This is a genomic window from Mesorhizobium sp. CNPSo 4671, from assembly GCF_057784245.1.
This window is the reverse complement of record NZ_JBWLUW010000001.1, coordinates 311206-327026: the sequence shown is the minus strand read 5'-3', so window position 1 is coordinate 327026 and position 15821 is coordinate 311206. Positions and strand designations below refer to the sequence as shown.

The 15821-nt window shown below is 63.2% G+C and carries 13 protein-coding genes; 4 read left to right on the top strand and 9 right to left on the bottom strand.

The window, feature by feature from the left end; translation table 11 throughout:
* The first annotated feature begins 23 nt into the window (after positions 1–23).
* Complete coding sequence (locus tag AC04SF_RS01400) at positions 24–1907, top strand: ABC transporter ATP-binding protein (protein ID WP_488476186.1); 1884 nt, start codon at positions 24–26, stop codon at positions 1905–1907.
* Positions 1907–3799, top strand: coding sequence for an ABC transporter ATP-binding protein (locus tag AC04SF_RS01395; RefSeq protein ID WP_488476185.1), 1893 nt, complete (start codon positions 1907–1909; stop codon positions 3797–3799). Before AC04SF_RS01400 ends, AC04SF_RS01395 begins: the two co-directional genes overlap by 1 nt.
* A gap of 559 nt (positions 3800–4358) precedes the next feature.
* Here AC04SF_RS01395 and AC04SF_RS01390 read toward each other — a convergent pair.
* Entirely contained in the window at positions 4359–4760 is a 402-nt protein-coding gene (locus AC04SF_RS01390; protein WP_488476184.1) for a hypothetical protein, read from the bottom strand.
* Between the two features lie 537 nt (positions 4761–5297).
* On the bottom strand, positions 5298–6743 hold the full coding sequence (locus AC04SF_RS01385) for a DHA2 family efflux MFS transporter permease subunit (RefSeq protein WP_488476183.1): 1446 nt from the start codon (positions 6741–6743) through the stop codon (positions 5298–5300).
* Positions 6744–7066: 323 nt separating this feature from the next.
* Between AC04SF_RS01385 and AC04SF_RS01380 the strand changes: the two genes are divergently transcribed.
* Positions 7067–7387, top strand: coding sequence for a hypothetical protein (locus AC04SF_RS01380; RefSeq protein WP_488476182.1), 321 nt, complete (start codon positions 7067–7069; stop codon positions 7385–7387).
* A gap of 101 nt (positions 7388–7488) precedes the next feature.
* Here AC04SF_RS01380 and AC04SF_RS01375 read toward each other — a convergent pair whose 3' ends face one another.
* From AC04SF_RS01375 to AC04SF_RS01345, 7 genes are all read right to left on the bottom strand, one after another.
* A complete protein-coding gene (locus AC04SF_RS01375; protein WP_488476181.1) occupies positions 7489–8271 on the bottom strand; it encodes an ABC transporter ATP-binding protein in 783 nt (260 codons plus the stop codon).
* A 10-nt stretch (positions 8272–8281) separates the two neighbouring features.
* On the bottom strand, positions 8282–9145 hold the full coding sequence (locus AC04SF_RS01370) for an ABC transporter permease (RefSeq protein WP_488476180.1): 864 nt from the start codon (positions 9143–9145) through the stop codon (positions 8282–8284).
* Between the two features lie 28 nt (positions 9146–9173).
* The gene (locus AC04SF_RS01365; RefSeq protein WP_488476661.1) at positions 9174–10181 is read right to left on the bottom strand and encodes an ABC transporter substrate-binding protein; all 1008 of its coding nucleotides are present in this window, start codon (positions 10179–10181) and stop codon (positions 9174–9176) included.
* Positions 10182–10477: 296 nt separating this feature from the next.
* The gene (hutC, locus tag AC04SF_RS01360; protein ID WP_488476179.1) at positions 10478–11209 is read right to left on the bottom strand and encodes a histidine utilization transcriptional repressor HutC; all 732 of its coding nucleotides are present in this window, start codon (positions 11207–11209) and stop codon (positions 10478–10480) included.
* Between the two features lie 31 nt (positions 11210–11240).
* Entirely contained in the window at positions 11241–12266 is a 1026-nt protein-coding gene (locus tag AC04SF_RS01355) for a zinc-dependent alcohol dehydrogenase (RefSeq protein WP_488476178.1), read from the bottom strand.
* 15 nt (positions 12267–12281) lie between these two features.
* The gene (gene hisD, locus AC04SF_RS01350; protein WP_488476177.1) at positions 12282–13604 is read right to left on the bottom strand and encodes a histidinol dehydrogenase; all 1323 of its coding nucleotides are present in this window, start codon (positions 13602–13604) and stop codon (positions 12282–12284) included.
* Between the two features lie 84 nt (positions 13605–13688).
* Positions 13689–14462: an SDR family NAD(P)-dependent oxidoreductase gene (locus AC04SF_RS01345; protein ID WP_488476176.1), complete on the bottom strand. Its 774-nt coding sequence runs from the start codon at positions 14460–14462 to the stop codon at positions 13689–13691.
* 229 nt (positions 14463–14691) lie between these two features.
* Here AC04SF_RS01345 and AC04SF_RS01340 point away from each other — a divergent pair, with 229 nt between their 5' ends.
* Entirely contained in the window at positions 14692–15795 is a 1104-nt protein-coding gene (locus AC04SF_RS01340) for a histidinol-phosphate transaminase (protein WP_488476175.1), read from the top strand.
* Positions 15796–15821: the final 26 nt, after the last annotated feature.

The window sequence follows — 15821 nt, the reverse complement described above, 5'->3', positions numbered from 1 at the left end:
GTCTGCTTCATTCGTCCGGGCTAATGTCCGGATTGGACTGGATATTTTCCTTGCCCACGGATGCAACCAGCGGCGCGGCGAAGCGCGGCAAATCGTTTGCCCATGTGGCGGAAGCCTCCTGGGGCAAGGGCCTCAGCACCTTGCTGCGTATCGTGCGCATGACGTTGCGCCATCCCTGGCAGGTCGCCATCACCCTGGTCTCGACCTTCATCGCCGCGACGCTGCAGCTTTTCATTCCGCGCCTGCTGGGGCGCGCCATCGACCAGGCGCAAGGCGTGATCGCTGCCAGTGGCGGCACTGTCGCCGAGCAGGCACTGTGGCACACGGCGCTGACGCTGCTTGTCGTCAGCATCCTGCGCGGCCTCTTCACCATGGCGCAGAACTACTATGGCGAGGCCGTCGGCCATCAGACGGGCTACGAACTGCGGCTGGCCTTCTACGAGAAGATCCAGCGGCTCAGCTTCTCCTTCCACGACAAGGTCCATACCGGCGACCTCATCACGCTCGGGCTGCTCGATCTCGACGGCGTGCGCATGTTCTTTTCCACCGGGATACTGCGCGTGGTGCTGCTCGGCGTGCTGATCGGTGTCGGCGCCTATCTCTTGATCAGCACCGATCTCGTGCTCGGGCTGCTCAGCCTCAGCTTCGTGCCGTTCGTCGCCTGGCGTTCCTCGGTGACCCAGCTCAGATTGCGCAGCACCTGGCTGACCCTGCAGGAGCGGCTGTCGGTGCTGAGCCGGGTGATGGACGAAAATCTCGGCGGCATCCGCGTCGTGCGCGCCTTCGCGGCGCAGCGCCATGAGCTCAAAAAATTCGACCGCGCAAAGCAGGCTGCGCTGGAGCTGGCCAATGAGCGCGTCGACATCCGCGTCTCCAACACCAGCGCCATGAATTTTTCCTTCCTGGCGGCCATCGGCCTGGTGCTGTGGTTCGGCGGCCAGAAGGTGATCGCGGGCCAGATCAGTGTCGGCACGCTGGCGCAGTTCCTCACCTTCATGACCATCCTGCAGATGCCGGTGCGCCAGCTCGGCCTGATGGTCAACTCATTCGCGCGCGCCTCGACCTGCGGCACGCGGCTGTTCGCGCTGCTCGACACCGAACTCGATATCAAGGATGCGCCTGACGCCAGAGACCTCGTCATTACCGAGGGCGTGCTGCGCTTCGACAAAGTCGGCTTCCGCTATGAAGGCGCGGGCGACCGCCCGACGCTGTCCGGCATTTCCTTCGAAGCGAGACCCGGCGAGACGATCGGCATCGTCGGCCCGCCGGGCAGCGGCAAATCGACCATCGCCCATCTGATCCCGCGCTTTTACGACGTGACGTCAGGCGCGATCACCATCGACGGTCAGGACATACGCAAGGTGACCCTGCAATCGCTGCGCAAGGTGGTCGGTGTCGTGCAGCAGGACGCGTTCCTGTTCACCACCTCGATCGAGAACAACATCGCCTACGGCAATCCCTGGGCGCGCGAGACGCGCATCGGGCAAGCCGCCGAGTATGCGCAGCTGCACAACTACATTATCGGCCTTCCGGCCGGCTACACCACGGTAGTCGGCGAACGCGGTGCGTCGCTTTCCGGTGGGCAGCGGCAGCGCCTGACCATTGCGCGCAGCCTGATGCTGCGGCCATCGGTTCTGGTCTTCGACGATTCCACCGCGGCCATCGATGCCGGCACCGAGCAGCGTATCCGGGCGGCGATGAAGCGCTTCGCCAGGGATCGCGTGACGCTGATCATCTCGCACCGGCTGAGTTCGCTGATGCATGCCGACCAGATCCTGTTCGTAGAGGGTGGCCGCATCGTCGAGCGCGGCACGCATGAGGAACTGCTGGCGCAGGGCGGTCGCTACCGCGCACTTTACGACCTGCAGCTGCGCCCGGACGACGACCGGCTCGAGGGAGCCGCATAATGTCGGCACAAGACGACGACGAGAAGGACGACAAAAGCGGGCGGCCGACCAAGGCGGTCGTCGGCTCCCACCGCGACGAGGAAGAGGTTTTCGGCAAGGCCTACGATCCGCGCATCGTCAGGCGCATTTGGAGCTTCGTCAGACCCTATCAGGGCCGGATCTTCATCTCGGTGGCGGCGGTGCTGGTGTTCACGCTGACGCAGCTGGCGATACCGTTGGTCATCCGCTACGCAATCGACCACGGCATGGCTCCGGGCAGGCTCGACCGCTCGGTGATGATCTCCGCGATCATTACCTTCATCGCGATCATCCTGATCAACTATGCCGCCAGCCATGTGCAGGAAAGCGTCGTCGGCAAGGTGGCGGAGAATGTGCTGTCCGACCTGCGCCGCGCCATGTTCAGCCATCTGCAACGCGTGTCGCTCAGCTTCATGGACAAGACCGAGGTCGGCCGGCTGATGTCCCGCCTGCAGGGGGACGTCAATTCGATGCAGGAATTCCTCGAAACATCCGTCATGTCGGTGGGTGACATCGTGCTGTTGTTCGGCATCGTCACCGTCCTTTTGTGGCTCGATTTCCGGCTTGGGCTGCTGACGCTGTCGACCATGCCGATGCTGTTCATCGTGCGGCTGTTCTGGCTGCCGCGCGCCAAGGTCGCCTTCATGGCCGCGCACGAGACCAATTCCATCGCCAACGGCGCGCTGGCCGAGGGCATCCATGGCGTGCGCACCGTGCAGAGCCTGGAACGCCAGCACGTCAATTTCGACCTCTATGACGAGAAGGTGCTGGCCAACCTCAATGCCCATCTGCGGTCGGCGAAATACGCTCAGGTGATGGTGCCGATCGTCGACACGCTGACCGGCATCGCCATGGCGACGGTCATCGTCGTCGGCGGCTCGATGGTGCTGTCGCACAGCCTCGATGTCGGCGTCATGGTGGCGTTCCTGTTCTACATCCAGCGCTTCTTCGACCCGATCCGCTCGCTCACCATGCAGTACAGCGTCATGCAGCGCGCCATGGCCTCGGGCCAGCGCATCTCCGAAGTGCTCGACGTGCCGGTGGATGTCAGCGACAAGGACAATGCGGTGGCGCTGTCGCGCGACACGGACGGCTCGGTCGAGTTCCGAAACGTCACCTTCGGTTACCGGCCGAACCAGCCGGTGCTGAAGAACATCTCCTTCCGCGTCAATCCTGGCGAGACCGTCGCGCTGGTTGGCCCGACCGGATCGGGCAAGTCGAGCTCGATGGCCCTGGTGCACCGCTTCTACGATGTCTGGTCGGGAGAGGTCCTGGTCGGCGGGCATGACGTGCGCGACCTGACGCAGGATTCACTCGGCGATCAGGTGGCCATGGTGCTGCAGGAGCCTTTCCTGTTCTCCGGCACGGTGCTGGAAAACATCCGCTACCACAAGACCGGCGCCAGCCGCGAAGAAGTGGTGCGTGCGGCACAGGCCGTCGGCGCACATGACTTCATCGAGCAGTTGCCCGATGGCTACGACACTGAACTCGAGCAGCGCGGCGGCAACCTTTCGCTCGGCCAGCGCCAGCTGATCAGTTTTGCGCGCGCGCTGGTGGCCGACGCCAAGATCCTGGTGCTCGACGAGGCCACCGCCAGCATCGATTCCTACACCGAGATGCTGATCCAGAAGGCGCTGATCAAACTGCTGGAGGGCCGCACCGGGCTGGTCATCGCCCATCGGCTCGCCACCATCCGCGGCGCCGACCGCATCATCGTGCTGCAGAATGGCGAGATCGTCGAAAGCGGCAACCACGAACAGCTGATGCTGAGGAAAGGCCTGTACGCCCGCCTTTACAACATGAACTACGCTTCGTTCGACGACATTTCGCAGGAAGAGATGGGAATGGACGCGGCGGTCGGCAAAGCGACGTGAATGGTGCCGTTCCAGCGATCGGAACCTTCGCCTGTCGTCGAAGGTTGATGTACCAGATTGGGCGGGCGGAAGAGGCCGAAGCTTAGCCATCCGTCATGCGAGGCACAAATGGCCCACACCAACGGGGGCATACCCCAAGACGAGCCCTATGGAGCAACCCACTTTGCAAAGAAGCACGGTCTCACGCTCAGAGACGCCAAGTTCATCATTGCCGCGAATGGACCATCGCGCAGGACGTGTGATGTGGCAGCTGCTGCATTCGCGCGGAACAAAGCCGCGAGGTTCAGGAAGTGGCTTCGCTGATTGTGCCAAGACCGATGCATCGGCTTTGGTAGTCTGCGTTCAGAACTCAGGGATTCCTTCGGTATGGAAGACACAGATGCTGGCTGACGCTCATACAGGGCGATGAGCCTGTCAGGGCCAAGTTTAGATTCTGGGCGGCTGTGTCGCACCTGACACGTGAAGGGCCGAAGTCCTTGGTGATCCGCCGTGCCTGGGCCTGCGTGATCCCGTGCTTCCTGGCGAAATAGGCCGTTTCATAGGGTTTTTGCACAGCCGGTTAGCGCCATCTTTTCTTGTTTTCGACCGGTAGAGGACGAACAGCCCCGGGCGAAAACGTGGATGTGGCAAAAGGATCCGGCTTGTGAGTGGGATGCCCATATCCAAATCGACCGCCGAAATCTCCTTCAGCATCCTGGTATTGGGATGGCAATTCGGGCGGCGTGCGCACCGCATCGGTGTGGTCGTGATCTTCCGTTGTGAGCGGGCCAAGTCTTTTCATACAGCTAAAGAAATCGTCAGGCCAGTTGGTTCCTTGGTGGACCCGGACATGGTTTCCGAAACCTTTCCAGCCGAGATGCGAGGCCAGCGGTTCGTTGGGCGGCGGTTCATGCCGTGCGTCCATTGGAACAAGAATGCCGTGCGGAACGTTGGTGGATGTCAAAGTAACAGGAACAATCATGCCCTACAGGGCAAGAGCGGTGAACGGCCGACTCGGCCGGGCGCGCTCAGGAGGCGCATATGGATATCACCACAATCCTGCTCATAGTTCTTATTGTTATCGTGCTGGGCGGTGGCGGATTTTACGGTCGCGGACGCTGGTACTAAGGTTCCGTAAGTGGATAACCAGCACAACGCCTCGCTGGCTTCTTGCGTACCTCTGTCGCTTGTTCTTGCGCATATAGGCCATCGCTGAGACTCCCTCTGCAGCCGCTTCGAAGCTTTCCGGTTGTCAATCCAGTACGAATGCCTGACAAGCTGAAGGCGGGTCACCCAGTCCGTACCGGCGCGAAGCCGCAGTAGGCTATAGCCGCTCCACCAGAAAATCGATCATCGCCCGGACCTTCGCCGGCTGCCATCGCGCCCGGGCAAACAGCGCGTAAGCATGCATGAGGCTGGTAGGAGGGTCGAGCTTGAGAGCGACGAGCGCACCGCTGCGCAGATCGTCGTCAACGACGAGAAAGCCGGGCGCCGCGACATGTTTCGGTGCCGGCAGAGCCTATTTGCCAGATCCCCTGACGTGGCCGCTGACCTGCACGCCGTCCTCGGCGCGCAGGTACAGAAAGCCGGGAATGGAGATCAGCGGGATGATGGCGGTCAGCAGGAACACCTGGTGAAAGCGTTCCGGGGTCAGCACATGGGTCTCCCCTGCGATCAGGCCCAGCAGCATGGCGGCGATCGAGACGCCAAGCGACACGCTGAGCTGCTGCAGCACGCCGCCAAGGCTGGTGGCGCGGCTGAGCTTGTCCGCCGGCAGGTCGGCATAGGACAAAGTGTTGGAAGTCATGAACTGCGCCGAGCGGACGATGCCGAACAGGAAGACATAGACGCCGATCATCCAATGCGGTGTGTCGGGCTCCATGACGGCGAAACCCGCCACGGTGGCGGAGCCGACGACGGCGCTGCCGATCAGCACGACACTGAAGCCGAAGCGCCGCAGCAGCGGTGACAGCAGCGGCCGCATGAGCAAGGCGCCGAAGCTGCCGACGAATGTCAGCGACCCCGAAGTGACCGGGCTCATGCCGAAGCCGAGTTGCAACATCAGCGGCACGAGGAAGGGCACGCCGTTGAGGCCGACGCGGCACAGGCCGCCTGCCAGCGTGCCGACCCAGAAGGAGCGAAACCGAAACAGCGTCAGGTCGACGGCCGGCGCCGCGACGCGGCGCGCATAGCGCCCGAAGGCGAGCAGCAGCAGGACGGCGGCAGCCAGCACCAGCACTGTGGCTGAAACGGGAATGATCGGCCGGCCGATATTTTCCAGCCCGAATTGCAGCAGCGCCACGCCACATCCCACCATCAGGAACCCGGCGAAGTCGAAGCGCTGCACGGCTTCCTCGTGGAAATCGTCGACGAAGCGCAGTGCCGCCAGAATGCCAAGGCAGCCGAACGGCACGTTGACGTAGAATATCCAGCGCCATGAAGCGTAGGTGGTGAGCAGGCCGCCGAGCAGCGGCCCGATGACCGGTCCCATGATCGCCGGCAAGGTCATGTAGGTCATGGCGGTGATCAACCCGCTGCGCGGAAAGCTGCGCAGCAGGATCAGCCGTCCGACCGGCGTCATCATGGCACCGCCCAGCCCCTGCAGCGCGCGCATGGCCAGCAGCATGGTGAAACTGTTGGCCACGCCGCATAGCGCCGAGCCGAGCGTGAAGGTGAAGAGCGCCAGCGCGAACACTTTTCGCGCGCCGAACCTGTCTGCGAACCAGCCGCTGACGGGAATGAACACGGCGAGCGTCAGGATGTAAGTGGTGATCGCAAGGTTCAGCCGGACCGGTGTCGTGTCGAGGCTGTGCGCGATGGCCGGGATAGCGGTGGTGATGATGGTGGAATCGAGCTGCTCCATCAAAAAAGCGATGGCGACGATGATGGGGATGATCAGTCTCAGCCTCGGATCACGCTCGGTGACAAATTGAGGCTGTTCCAGTGCTACGGCCAATTCCGTCATGCGGGCGGCTTATGTTTCTCTAGCCAAAGTGGCGCTTCCCAGTTCATTGCCCTACGTGCCACCCGGCCGGAGCCTGATCGCACGGCCGTCTTATGGTCCGACAAATAGGTCGGTGGTAGTCATTTCCAGCCTGCCGGAAGTCAACAAAACTTGACCGGCGCCGTGAGTGGCCTGGGATGCCGGCAATTCAGGCGATGTGTCGTGAGACCGCCTGAAGACACCCTACAGTTCAGCGAGTTGCCCGTCCCGATTTCGTGAAGGAACGTGTCCGGCGAGGGACGGCTTTCCTTCCCATATCTCTGGAACGGAAAGGAGACATTCCCATGAAAAGACAACTTGTATTCATCAGCTCCATCCTGCTGACCCTGGCCGCGAGCTCGGTCCCGTTTGCGACCGCCGCCGATGCCGCCGTCGTCAAGCACCACTATGTCCACCTCACAGCTGCCCATGGCGGCCATTCGAATGGCGGGCATGGAGGCCATGGCGGCTGGGTTGGCGGCGGTTGGACCGCCGACAATTCGACCGGCGGCAATGGCTGGATGGACAGCTACTACAATGGCTACGGCAGCTACCATAGCGACGTCGGCGGCTTCTGCGGAACCATCGCCTGGACGCTCGACCTCTGCGGCCCCCACGGCCCCTGATTGCTGACCAGACTACCCACCCGCACAGGACAGCCGGCCCGGATGTTCCGGGACGGCTGCCTCGTCATTCCGCGCAATGCAGGAGGAGGCCTCGCCCGGAGCTAGGCCATTTCGGGGCGTCTTGAGGCCTCGCGGATTGCCTTGTGTACGCCGCGCTGCAAAGCCATGAAGGCCGGCGTTTCCATCACCTCTTCCCGGCGCGGGCGCTCGATGTCGACGTTGAAGGTCTGCATGATGCGTCCCGGGCCGATCCCCATGACGACGATGCGGTCCGACAGATAGACCGCCTCCTCCACATCGTGGGTGACGAAGAGCACGGTCAGCCTGTGCTCTTCCCAGATCTGGGTCAGCAGCTCCTGCATCTGGTGCCGGGTCAAGGCATCGAGCGCGCCGAACGGCTCGTCCATCAAGAGCATCTTGGGACGATAGGACAGCGCGCGCGCAATGGCGACGCGCTGCTTCATGCCGCCCGACAGTTCGGATGGATAGCGGTCGGCACTCTGTGACAGCTTGACCAGGTCGAGATGCTCGAGCGCGATCTCGCGGCAGGCCGTGCGATCGTAACCGGCGGCCTTGAGGGCAAACTCGATGTTCTGCCGCGCCGTCAGCCAGGGAAGCAGCGTGTAGGACTGGAAGACGACACCACGGTCGAGACCCGGCTGCAGGATCGGCGCGCCATCGATGCTGAGATCGCCGGCGTCGAAGTCCTGCAGTCCGGCGACGATCGACAGCAGCGTGCTCTTGCCGCAGCCCGACGTGCCGACAAGGGAGACGAACTCATTGTCGGCAAGATCGAGGTTGATGTCGCGCAGCACCTCCGTGCGCCGCTCGCCCGTGCCGAAGCTCTTGTCGAGACCGGCGATGCGCAATTTGGGAACAGTCATCGGCGGCTCCTCATTGCGCGTGGCCATCCTGCCGGAACAGCACCTTTTCCAGGGCCTTCATGACCTGGTCGGTGATGAGACCGAGCAGGCCGAGCAGCAGGATGTAGCCGATGATGGTGTTTGTCTGGAAATAGCGCTGCGACACGGTGATGCGATAGCCGAGCCCGGACGTCGCGGCGACGAGTTCGGCGAGCACCAGCCAGGTCCATGCCCAGCCGAGGCTGATGCGCAGCGTATCCCAGATGCCCGGCAAAGCGCTGGGCACGACGATGCGCGTCAGGATCTTGCGGTCCGGCAGGCCGAGCGTGCGGCCAAGGCCGATGAAATCGGCGGGAACCCGCTTCACATTGTCCATGATCATCAGCACCTGCTGGAAGAAGGTGCCGATGAAGATGATCAGGAATTTCTGCGTGTCGCCGGTGCCGGCCCACAGGATGGAAAGCGGCACGAAAGCGACGACCGGCATGTAGCGGATGAAATCCACTAGCGGCTCGATGGCCGCTTCCCAGGAGCGGAAACTGCCGATCAGCACGCCGATCGGGATCGACAAAGCCGAGGCGATGAGGAAGCCGATGGAAATGCGGTACGCCGAGGCGCTGAGGTCCACCCACAACGTGCCGTCGGTCGCGAGCTTGGCGATCTGCGTCGCGACGCTGCCGGGCGACGGCAGGAAGATCGGCTTCACCCATTCCAACCCGGTCGCCGCCCACCAGGCGAGGCCAAGCCCGACAAAGACGGCCACCGCGATCATCAGGAAACGCGACCTGGCGATGGGCACGCCGATCCCGGAGGATCGGCGGCGCCTGGCCTGTTTTGTGGCCGCCTTTGGCGCGGAGCGCGCCGGGTCGGTTTTCGCGGGAGGCTCCGCGGACATCTGCGTTACCACCGCGATCCGGCCTTTGTCATTGCGCCGCCTTGACGAAGGCCGGGTCGATCATCTGCTCCGGCGTCACGTCGGCCTGCAGCAGCTTGGCGTTCTTGGCGGCCGCCTCGACATCTGCGAATGTCTTGGTGGTGAAATCGCCGGTGAGCGCCGTCTTGTTTTCGGTGAGCGAATAGTAGCGCACGCCGTCGAAAGCGGTGTTGAGGTCCTTGACGTCGGAACCGACCGCTTTGGCGATGATGGCGCGGCCACCGGGTGTGTCGGCATTGTAATCCTTCAGCGCGGCGTCCCAGCTCTTGATCATGGCCAGCACCTGGCCGGGCCGCGACTTGATCACCTCGTCACGCACCACCAGCACGTCGCTGATCAGGCCGGGATCCTCGCCGGCGGTGAACAGCAGCTTGACGTCCTTGTTCTGGGCCATGGCGACGGTGAGGTAAGGTTCGTAGGTGACAGCGACCGGCACCTGGCCCGCGATCAGCGCGCCGCCGGCGTCGGACGCCGGCATCGGAACGGCTTTCACATCGTCGATCGACATGCCGTTCTTGGCGAGCGCGTATTTGAGCAAGATGTCGCTCGTCGTGCCTTCCTCGAAGGCGACCTGCTTGCCCTTGAGGTCCTTGATGGAGGTGACGTCCTTGCCAGCGATGATCGCATCGGCCGTCATCGAGACATCGAGCAGCAGCACGATCTTCACCGGCAGGCCGGCCGCAACCATGCCCATCGCCGTGTGGGTCGCGATGTTGGCGGCGTCGAGCTGGCCGCTGGCGAGCGCCGCATTGATGTCCTTGTCCTCGGCGAAATTGACGATCTGGACGTCCGACAGGCCATTCGTCTTGAACAGGCCCTTGGCGTCGGCGACGTGCCACTGGCCGTAGCCGAGCCAGGGCTCGATGCCGATCTTGAACGATCCTGCCTCGGGCGTCGTGGGAATGGCCGCATCGGCCGCGTGGGCCGCTGGCGCGGCGGCGAGCCCGATGGCAGCGGCCATCATGAGCGCGCGAAATTGTCCTGCTAGGTTACGCATCATCTAGTTCCCCTTGATGATCAGACCGCTTTTTTACCAGGCATCCGGTCTGGTGAGACTGCGGGTTTCTGCTCTCGCGGCACCGTGCCTCGGCGTCTTGCCCACCACTTCATGGTGAAGTGCGGGGATATTTCAGCGTCAGCCGGAGCGGATGTCAAGGCTAAAATACATACATGCATATACAAGTTGGACGGCTCAATTTCCCGCTGTGATCGAGCGCATTTGCCGGTCCTTTGCGGCATCAGTTCATACTCTTTCAGGCAAAACCTCGGCGAGCTGCCGTTGCCCTGTTGTCGTCAGTGGCTCTTGGAGGGGGAATAGCGGCTGCCGAGCGAGTAGCGGCTGCCGGCATAGGTCAGTTTGCTGATGGTGGCGACGATCGCGCCCGTCCATGTGCGGCGATGCAGAAACAGACAGCAGCTGCCGACATCGATGTTAAGATGCCGCGCCGTCTCGGCGTCTGCGGGGATGGCCGAGATGATGTGCTCGACCTCGGTCACCGGGGTCTTCTGCATGAGGTAGTCGTAGGTCGCCGTCTTCGAAAAATCCTGTTTGTCGTAGTCGGGGATCAGGCTCGGATTGACGAAGCGCTCTTCCAGTTGCACCGGCAGATCATTCTCGAAATTGACGACGACGGAGTGGTAGATCGAGACCCGCTTCGGAAACTCGAAGGACAGCGCGAGCTCCTTCGTCGGCGTGATGGTTTCCAGCACAAGCACCTCGGAGCGATGTCTGTTGCCGCGCTCGACGATCTCGGCCGCGATGTTGTTGATCTCGATCAGCGTCGATTGCGGCCGGGGCGGCGCGATGAATGTGCCAACACCTTGCAGCCTGATCAGGAATCCCGCCGCGGTCAGTTCCCGCAAGGCGCGGTGAACCGTCATCCGCGACACGCCAAGCGAAACCACCAGCTCGTTCTCGGACGGCAGCTTGCGATCCTTGCCCCACCGGCCCGTTCCGATATTGGTCAGGATGTAGTCCTTCACCTTCTCGTAAAGGGGGCTCGCCGTGTCGGGCAACTCGATCATTTCAAAATCCTTTCCGGCAATTTATCGGAAATCACGCCGGCTCGACAGGTTGCCGCATGCGGATGATTGTTTTCAAGCCGTCGCTTTGCCCCGCCAACAGCCGCTCATAGGCAGCAGGAATGTCATCGAGGCCGATCTCGCGATCGATCAGGGCCAGCAGTGGTTCGCTGAGCTCACCCAGCATCTCCACCGCGTCGGGCAGTTCGTCGGCGAAGGCGTGGCATCCCAGCAGCGCGATCTCGCGTTCGACCAGAAGGTTGGGGTCGATGTCGAGGCGGCCATGGAAAATGCCGACCATCGCCACCGCGCCGCCGGAATCGAGAACGCCAAGCAACTGAGTGAATGCGGCAATGCTGCCGGTCGCCTCGACGGCGGCCAGCAACGGGGCATTGCCGGTCGCGGCGGCAATGGCATCGCGGTCGAGATCGACGATTGTTGCACGGGTCACCCGCGCCACGCGGGCGCAGCGGGCCTGGTTGCGGTCGGCGACGAGCACGGTGCCGGCGAAGGTTCTGGAGAGCAGCAGCGCGGCGAGACCGCCGATCGGCCCGCAACCGACGACAAGAACGGAGCCTGTCGTCTTCGGCAGGCGCCGCACTGCATGCAGCGCAACGCTGAGCGGCTCGGCCATCGCCGCCACCCGCTCGTCAAGTGCTGCATCGACGACATGCAGCAGACGCGCGGGCAACACCGCCTGTTCGGCGAAGCCGCCGTCGCAGACTTCGCCGACAAAGCCCAGCGAAGAGCAGAGATGGCGCCTGCCTGCACGGCATTGCGCACACTCCCCGCACCAGAAACGGGAATCGGCGACCACCCTGTCGCCGATGGCGACGGTGTGGACGCCCTCGCCCAGTGCGGTCACCGTGCCAGTCAGTTCGTGGCCGGCCGTCGAAGGCGACCGGCTTATCCATTGGCCGGTGCGGAAATTGTGCAGGTCCGAACCGCAAATGCCGGCCGCATCCACCCTGAGCTTCACCCAGCCGGCGTCCGGAATGCCTGGCGTAGCGATGTCCTCGACGCGCAGATCGCCAGGTCCATAAAGCCGTGCCGCCTTCATCGCGATCGTCTCCACTCAGCCGGCGAGGTAACGATCGCGGATCTCCGAGACCGCGTTCTCATGCGAACTGAAGCCCTCGTAGCGAGCGAGCCTGCGGGCATGCATCGCCAGTTCCGGATAGGCGGCCGAAGTGACGTAGCCGACCGACGAGCGCTTGACGAAATCGGTCACCGAAAGCGGCCCATAGGTTCGCGCCCAGCGGCTGGTCGGCAGCACCGCATTAGGCCCAAGGACGAAGTTGGCCAGCGTCACCGGCGTATGCGGACCCATGAGGATTTCGGCCGCCTCGGTGACGTGCCCGAGATGCGCGAACGGCTCCTTCGACAGGATTTCCAGATGTTCGGGGGCATAGTCGTTGATGAAGCGGTAGCTGTCTTCCAGCGACGCCGTCAGCACGATTCCGCCGCGCTCGCCGGTCAGCACCGCACGCGAGAATTCGACGCGCTGTTCGGTCATCCGCGACCAGTGTTCCGGGAGTGCGGCAAGTGCAGCCTCGGCGACCTTGCGGCTGTGCGTCACCAGATAGGCCGAGGAATCCGGCCCGTGCTCGGCCTCGATTAAAAGATCGAGCGCGGCAAGGCCGCCGTCGACACTGTCATCGGCAAAGATGATGGCTTCGGACGGACCGGCCGGCAGACCGGTGTTGATGATCGACGACAGCACGCTCTTGGCCGCCACCACCCAGGGGCTGCCGGGGCCGACGATCTTGAGCGCGGGCTTCACCGTTTCGGTGCCGTAGGCGACGGCGGCGACGGCTTGCGCGCCACCGCATTTGTAGACGGTGTGCACGCCGGCAAGACGGGCCGCGACCAGGGTCGCCGCATCCACCGAACCATCCGATGTCGGCGGCGTTACGATGGCGATCTGCGGCACGCCGGCAATGACAGCCGGAACCGAGGTCATCATCGTCACAGACGGAAAGGCGCCTTTGCCGCGCGGCACGTAAAGCGCGACGGAGGCGATCGGCGTGTACCGGTCACCGGCATAGGCGCCCGGCCGGACTTCCTTGAGCCACATCGTTTCCGGCTTCTGCTCCTCATGGAAACGCCGGATGTTGTCGATGCCGAAGCCGATGCTCTCCACGACATCCTTTTCGACCTTGTCGAAGGCTGCATCGAACTCGGCTTCCGAGACCTTCAGTCCGCCCTCAGGCACATCCGCCTTGTCGAGTTCCCTGGCGAAGCGGATCAGCGCGGCGTCACCCTCGTCCTTGACGGCCTGGATGATCGGCCGGACCTTCTCGACGAAGACCGACAGATCGGCCTCGGCGCGTTTCAGCAGGCCAGCCCGCTGGGTGGCGTCGAGCGATGACAGATCGTGGAAGCTGATGTCGGACATGGATATTTCCCTCTTTTAGAACGCAACGTGCTGGGCGGTCACAGTGCGGAAGATCTTGATTTCGAACCTGTGGCGAGCCACACCTCAGATCGATGCCAGGAAACCGCCATCCACCGGAATGGACTGGCCGGTAATGTAAGCTGCCGCATCCGAGGCAAGGAACACGGCAACGCCGTGCAGGTCGCCGAGATCGCCGAAACGGTGCTGCGGGATCTTGGCGAGCATCGACTGCTGCCATGCCTCGTTGCTGTAGAACACGTCCGTCATCGCCGTCCTGAAATAGCCCGGAGTGATGGCGTTGACCCTAATGCCGAGATCCGCCCATTCCACTGCCAGCGCCCGCGTCATGCCAAGCAGGCCCGACTTCGACGAGCCATAGGGCACCGCTGTCGGAATGCCGACTTCTGAAGTCAGTGAGCAGAGATTGATGATGGCGCCGGGCCGGCCGGCGTCGCGCATCTCCCGCGCCGCGGCCTGGGCGCAGAAGAACGCGCCCTTGAGATTGGTGTCGACGATCCGGTCCCACAGCGCCTCGTCGACATCGAGCGAGGGCCGGACCTCTTCCATCCCGGCATTGTTGACGAGGATGTCGAGACCGCCAAGCAGGCTCGCGGCCTCGGCGGTGGCTGTCCGGCAGCGGCCGACATCGGTGACATCGAGCGCAACGGCATGCGCAACCCCGCCGGCCGCACGGATCGCTGCTGTCGTCTCCTCGAGGGAGGCCAGGCTGCGCGCGGTGACCGCGACGTCGGCACCGGCCGCGCTCAGCGCCTCGGCGATGCTGCGGCCGATGCCGCGGCTGGCGCCGGTGACAAGCGCCTTCCTTCCGGCAAGATCGAACAGAGAAGCATTGCGCATGTGATCCTCCTTGCCGGTGTCGGTTCCCGCTTCAATACCGAGATTATCAGATCAGGTTACATATACAAGCATATACAAACCGTTTCGGCTACGCTACTCCTGACAAAATTCGCCGCACCAGGGCGCCCGTCGGTGACCTGGCTTGCCCCAGGACGATGCCGCGAAACCCAATGTTTGAGAAGCCGGTCGATGACGCGAGTCTGTCGGCCCACCGCAGAGGAGCCCACTCGTGTCGAAAGCATCAGACATGGTCCGAACCGAAGTCACACGCCTGTCGCCCTACAATTCCGGACTGACCATCGCCGAGGTCATGCAGCGATACGCCCCGGCCAGGATCGCCAAGCTGGGCTCGAATGAAAGCCCGCTTGGCCCGAGCCCGACGCTCGCCACGATGATGCAGGCCGTCGCCGAGATGTTCCGGCTCTATCCGGATCCGGCCGGGCGCGCGCTGCGCCAGGCCATCGCCGCCAGATATGAAGTCGGCGAGGATCAGGTCATCCTCGGCAATGGCTCGGAGGACCTTCTCTCCGTCATCAGCCGTGCCGTGCTGCGGCCCGGCGACGCCGTCGTCACGCTATATCCGTCGTTCCCGCTGCATGAAGACTATGCGACGCTGATGGGTGCGACCGTCAACCGTGTGGCCGTCAACGACGATCTCACCATCGATGTCGACGCGCTGATCGAGGCGGTGCGCGAACGGCCCCGCATGCTGCTGTTCTCGAACCCGATGAACCCGGTCGGCAGTTGGCTCTCCGGCGGCGATCTGTCGAAGGTGCTGGATGCGGTGAGCGATGAGACGCTTGTTGTCGTCGATGAGGCCTATGCCGAATATGCCGAGGGCGAGGACTACGCCTCGGCCTTGTCCGACCTCGGCAAACGCGACCGGTCCTGGATCGTGCTGCGGACATTTTCCAAGGCGTTCGGGCTTGCCGGATTGCGCATCGGCTTCGGCATCGTCGGCGATCCGGAACTGCGCGCGCTGCTCGACAGGGTGCGAACACCGTTCAACGCCAATGGCGTTGCGCAGGCCGCCGCGCTGGCGGCGCTCGCGGATGAGGAACACCTCGCCAGGGTCGTCGCGCTGGCCAAGGCCGAGAGAATACGTGTCGAGAATTTCCTCGGCAGCAAGGGCCTTGAAGTCGCAACTTCACGAGGCAACTTCCTGTTCTTCAACTGCCAGCAGAATGCCTCCGACTTCGCCGAGCACCTGCTGCGCGAAGGCGTCATTGTCAAACCCTGGAAGCAGGAAGGTTTCGACAGCTATGTGCGTGTCAGCATCGGCTCGCCATCGGAGAACGACCACTTCATGGCGGCGCTGTCGCAGCTGTTGTGATTTCCCGAAAGCCGTGCTGAATTGCC